This window comes from Rhodococcus sp. CX, assembly GCF_015865005.1.
GTDB lineage: Bacteria > Actinomycetota > Actinomycetes > Mycobacteriales > Mycobacteriaceae > Rhodococcus.
Genome location: NZ_JADZGH010000187.1, coordinates 2,421 through 5,835, shown reverse-complemented (window position 1 = coordinate 5,835; position 3,415 = coordinate 2,421). Strand labels below are relative to the sequence as shown.

Genomic DNA, 3,415 nt, shown 5'->3' with positions numbered 1-3,415 from the left:
CAACATCACCCACCAGCACGCTCCCCTGTGCCCCGAGCCGGCCGAACTCCGCCACCCCCAGAACGCCATCAACACCCCGGTCTTCGGGCCGTCCCTTCACCAGCAAGGACACCTCGACAGATGACCGTGACCAGCAGGAGATCGAGAACCGACTCTGGGACGCCCATATACGGCTGCCAGACGAAGTACCCACCCGTGGGGGATCGTCAGGGCCCTCAGAGAGCGCGAACTGATCCTCGTGCAGCTCGGTGCCGGTCAGCGCCTCGATCGGAGCCGTCTCGGCATCCAAGAACTTGGCGGGACCAACGACAACACCGCTCAGGTCCGCGGCCCCTCCCCGGATTCAGGTAACTTCGCACATTCGCCCGGTACAACCCATAGCGAGCGTCGTTCTCATAACAACGGCGGACCACCTCATCCGGTATCCCGGCCCGCCGCAACAACACCGTCCGCAGCACCCACGACAGCGAATAATCCACTGCTATCAGCAGAAGCAACAGACCGTCGGACGACGCTTCCGGCGTGTACGCCTGATGCGCGAGCTGGTTACGCGCCGAACACACCTGAGAAGGCCAATCCGAGAAGTCGGACACGATCTCGCGGACCGCGCACTTAAGCCCACGACGACACACCACCGCACCCCCCACGCCGCGGCCGGACCACATTAGGGTCCTACCGACGATCATCGAGGGGACGACACATGAAGCTGGCCGAGGCGCTGGCCGCGCGCGGAGATCTGTTGCGCAGGATCAACCGGCTGCGGGAACGGATCCTGGACAACGCCCGTCATCAGGAGGGTGAGGAACCGGCCGAGGACCCCGTCGCACTGCTCGCCGAACCGACCGATGCGCTGGACGAGTACGAACAGCTGATCCGCCGTATCAACCGCACGAACGCGGCGTCACCTCTCGGGGACGGCACCGTGACCGATGCGCCGGCCCGTCGAGCGTGCTGCGCCTGCATCATTCCGCGGTCAACTCCGGCACCTCGGTGCGCGGGGGCAGCGCAACAAACCGCACTACGCACGCCCAGCACCACGCACAAGAGACCGTGCACCACGCACGATTCACCACCACGTGCTGATCTTCGATCGGTGAGGGCGGGTGCGGGGGCATCTCGGCGCTCCTCACGCCTCGAATCAGGATCGCCTCGAATCGAATCGAACCGAATACCATCCGCGATCAGAAGGAGTGGAGCGATGGCCGCAACGGAGAACAGCAGCACCACGGTTGCCGAGGTGATGGCCGAACTCGCCGAACTCGACGACCCCAAGATCCGTGCGGTCAACCTGAAACACGGCGACGACCACGGGGTGAACCTCACCAAGCTGCGCGCCGTCGCGAAACGACTGAAGACGCAGCAGGATCTCGCGCGGGAACTCTGGGACACCGGCGACAGCGCAGCCCGGCTGCTGGCCATTCTCATCTGCCGTCCGAAGGCGTTCGACCGCGACGATCTCGACGCGATGCTGCGGGCGGCGCGCACCCCCAAGGTGCAGGACTGGCTCGTCAACTACGTGGTCAAGAGGAACCCGCACTGCGAGGACCTGCGTGCGACATGGTTCGCCGACCCGGATCCGGTCGTCGCGAGTGCCGGGTGGGAACTGACCGTCGACCGCGTCGCGAAGAACCCCGACGGCCTCGACCTGACCGGACTGCTCGACATCATCGAGGCGCAGATGAAGGACGCCCCGGATCGACTGCAGTGGGCCATGAACCACTGCCTCGCCGAGATCGGCATCGAGCACGCCGACCTGCGCGACCGTGCGATCGCGATCGGTGAGCGCCTGAAGGTGCTCGAGGACTACCCGACGTCCCCGGGATGTACCTCGCCGTTCGCCCCGACCTGGATCGCCGAAATCGTGCGGCGCCGCAGCGCGACGTAACGATCGTCACGCCGGTCACCCCGTCCGGTTGCCCGGCCGGGTGCGCGCCCTCATGCTTCAGACATGGACGGACCCGTGTTCCCGCCTCCACCACGCTCGGCGCGACCGGTTCGGCGCGAATGGGACGCGCTGAGCTCCCTGCCGCCCTCGACGGAGCAGTTCGACCCCGAGCAGGTCGCGGACCTGCCCTCGGCCGCGCAACAATGGCTCACGCACGCACTGGAACCGGGCGTGCCGCTCGCCCGCGCGGTACACCTGACCATGCGCGGTCACATCAAACTCGGGTCGTGGCGCCCGTTCCGGGCAGCGCAGATCCTCGCCCCGGGCGTCGGGTTCGTGTGGGCGGCGACCGCGCGGGTCGCGGGTCTGCCGATTCTCGGCTACGACCGGTACACCGACGGACGCGGCGAGATGAACTGGAAACTCGGTGGTCTCGTCCCGGTGATGGCGGCGGCGACCACCGACGTCGACACCAGCGCCGCCGGCCGATTGGCCTCCGAATTCATCTTTGTACCAACGACATTCAGGTCGGCGACGTGGCACGAGGCGGGAACCGGTTCCGCACTCGCCACCTGGCGCCTCGGCCGCCACACCGAGACGGTGTGCCTCGAACTCGCCGGAAACGGCCGGCTCGGGACGATACATCTGGATCGCTGGGGCAATCCGAACGGCGAACCCTTCGGCCGCTATCCCTTCGGGGTGGACATCGAGGCGGAGTCGTCGTTCGGCGGCATCACGATTCCGTCCCGCTTCCGCGCCGGATGGTGGTGGGGCACGAACCGATGGCCGGAGGGCGAGTTCTTCCGCGCGGAGATCAGCGCCGCCGTGTTCCGCTGAGGACACAGCATTCCGCCGAGAACACAGCCGAAACGACACCGGTGCGCACCGGAGAGTCACCGTTCATCGAGCACGCGGCGCCGGCCTCTGCAAGGATGCGCGGATGAATCTGGTTGGCATCCCGGAACAACGGCGCCGGGTCGGTCGCGCGGATCCCGTCGGCTCCGACGCAGCACCATCCGGGAAACCGAGTGCGGCATTCCGCCCCGACATCGAGGGCCTGCGGGCCGTTGCGGTGCTCGCCGTGGTCCTGTTCCACGCAGGTGTGCCCGGGATCGGCGGCGGATTCGTCGGTGTCGACGTCTTCTTCGTCGTCTCGGGTTTCCTCATCACCGGGCTGCTGTGGCGGGACGTGAGGTCCACCGGGTCCGTGCGGATCGCCCGCTTCTACAGCGCACGAGCGCGCCGCCTCCTTCCGGCCGGAGGTCTCGTGCTGGTGGTCACGGCGATCGGTTCGGCGTTTCTGTTGCCCCCGTTGCAGGCCCGGGAGGCGCTGGGCGACGGAATTGCAAGTGCGCTCTACGTGGGGAACTACCGATTCGCGTTGCGTGGCACCGACTATCTGGCGGCGGACGCGCCCCCGTCCCCGTTCCAGCACTTCTGGTCGTTGGGGGTCGAGGAGCAGTTCTACCTGGTGTGGCCGGCGCTGATCGTGGCGACCGTCTGGTCGGTCCGTCGCAGGCGCGGCGGGGC

The 3,415-nt window shown here is 67.3% G+C and carries 4 protein-coding genes and 1 pseudogene; 4 read left to right on the top strand and 1 reads right to left on the bottom strand.

From position 1 onward, the window contains the following. Positions 1 to 215: 215 nt before the first annotated feature. Positions 216 to 665, bottom strand: coding sequence for a HEPN domain-containing protein (locus I0Q12_RS35160; RefSeq protein ID WP_374068745.1), 450 nt, complete (start codon positions 663 to 665; stop codon positions 216 to 218). Positions 666 to 700: 35 nt separating this feature from the next. Between I0Q12_RS35160 and I0Q12_RS33340 the strand changes: the two are divergent. The 4 genes and pseudogenes from I0Q12_RS33340 to I0Q12_RS33335 form a co-directional block, all read left to right on the top strand. Continuing rightward, a pseudogene (locus tag I0Q12_RS33340) lies at positions 701 to 892 on the top strand (DIP1984 family protein); the annotation flags it as partial. Between the two features lie 306 nt (positions 893 to 1,198). Next, positions 1,199 to 1,885, top strand: coding sequence for a DNA alkylation repair protein (locus tag I0Q12_RS20170; RefSeq protein ID WP_197253940.1), 687 nt, complete (start codon positions 1,199 to 1,201; stop codon positions 1,883 to 1,885). Between the two features lie 63 nt (positions 1,886 to 1,948). Then, a complete protein-coding gene (locus I0Q12_RS20165) occupies positions 1,949 to 2,722 on the top strand; it encodes a DUF6544 family protein (RefSeq protein ID WP_231611070.1) in 774 nt (257 codons plus the stop codon). Between the two features lie 103 nt (positions 2,723 to 2,825). Beyond that, positions 2,826 to 3,415 (top strand): acyltransferase (locus tag I0Q12_RS33335; RefSeq protein WP_231611069.1); only part of this gene is annotated, 590 nt, incomplete at its 3' end.

Coding starts and splice junctions, on each gene's coding strand:
- I0Q12_RS20170 (WP_197253940.1), top strand. CDS start 1,199: ATGGCCGCAACGGAGAACAGCAGCACCACGGTTGCCGAGGTGATGGCC.
- I0Q12_RS20165 (WP_231611070.1), top strand. CDS start 1,949: ATGGACGGACCCGTGTTCCCGCCTCCACCACGCTCGGCGCGACCGGTT.
- I0Q12_RS35160 (WP_374068745.1), bottom strand. CDS start 665: ATGTGGTCCGGCCGCGGCGTGGGGGGTGCGGTGGTGTGTCGTCGTGGG.